This is a genomic window from Oleiphilus sp. HI0123, from assembly GCF_001635315.1.
Genome location: NZ_LWGE01001675.1, coordinates 1 through 1,244, shown reverse-complemented (window position 1 = coordinate 1,244; position 1,244 = coordinate 1). Strand labels below are relative to the sequence as shown.

Here is a 1,244-nt window from a genome sequence, read left to right as displayed (position 1 = left end):
ATATTGATTGTTACTCGATCATTAATCGAGCAACACCGAACTAAGACGAAGCGAATAAGCCCGGGACATTACCGGGCTTAATAGTCTATGAAGGCTTGTTTTTCTTCTAAAGACATAGGTGATTTCGTCTTATAAATTTTGAACTAGCAACGATAATAATTATAAAAGTCACTATTCGACACCGCTGGTTAACTGCTAACACAGTAGAAAAGAAACAGCATTTAGTAAGGTCTAAACACTAAGTTTGGCCTCAGTAAGAATTGAATAGTGTTTAATATACGGGAGAGAAACTATGTCTGTAGCACAAGAAATCGATGAAGTAATCGTGGTCGATGAAAACATAGAAAAAGGATATTTCTACCTCGAAAACCGCCAATTTCATGGCCCTTATGAAACAGAGGAACAAGCCTCTCAGGCAGCTTTAGAAAACTGCAAATTGTCTTCACCTGGTGAGTGCAGGGCAATCTATCACGGCTCAGCAAAACGCGATAGCGATACCAACCTTAACGTGCCACTTGGCGACATGCGCGAAGCAGGCTCAATAGAATGCCCTGAAGCCGCTGAATAAGCGCTGCTAACTGCTCAGGAGCCCCTCCTGAGCAGCCTATTATTTTTCTATCTGCTCTACCCCCTTTTATCCCTCTTATATCAACTAGGTTGTATAGCTTCGGCTCGGCAATGTTCTTAAGATAAAAGCTCGCCCTGAAAAGAATTCCGATACTATAGTTGCCCACCCCGTTCTTATGAAGTGGAGGAAGTATGCCCGATCAAACTTTAACAGACGGCAATAGCACCCTTGAGCCTCTAGAATCTCTATCAAACCCTGAACTAATTGCTCATATCTTGCAGCGCTACCATGAAGTCCATCGACAACAGCTTAGCGAACTAAATGAAAAGGCTGCTCGAGTTGAATCTGTACACGGTGAACACCCAGAGTGTCCTCATGGCCTATCTAATCACCTGCAAACAATGAAGATAGAGCTCGAACAACATATGTTTAAGGAAGAAAACATCCTCTTCCCTATGCTGGAACAAGGAATGGGAGCAATGGCTCAGGGCCCTATCTCGGTGATGCGTCATGAGCACGATGAACATGCTGGTGCAATCTCCCAGCTATCAGAGCTAACGAACCAGCTGACATTACCAGAAGACGCTTGTAATACCTGGACAAGGCTTTATGCCTTAATTTCTGAATTTATCGAAGATTTGCAAAGTGATATCTCGATTGAAAACAATCTACTCTT

The 1,244-nt window shown here is 42.9% G+C and carries 2 protein-coding genes; both read left to right on the top strand.

Going from position 1 to position 1,244, the window contains the following annotated elements; genetic code table 11:
- The first annotated feature begins 292 nt into the window (after window positions 1-292).
- Window positions 293-568 carry a hypothetical protein gene (locus A3761_RS22640; RefSeq protein ID WP_068508609.1) on the top strand — a complete coding sequence of 92 codons (276 nt, stop codon included), beginning with the start codon at window positions 293-295 and terminating at the stop codon, window positions 566-568.
- 191 nt (window positions 569-759) lie between these two features.
- Window positions 760-1,244, top strand: a 485-nt coding sequence (locus A3761_RS22635) for a hemerythrin domain-containing protein (protein ID WP_068750940.1), incomplete at its 3' end; no start/stop codon positions are given.

Bases quoted from the DNA above. Each gene is read 5' to 3' on its own strand.
- A3761_RS22640 (WP_068508609.1), top strand. From the start codon at position 293: ATGTCTGTAGCACAAGAAATCGATGAAGTAATCGTGGTCGATGAAAAC.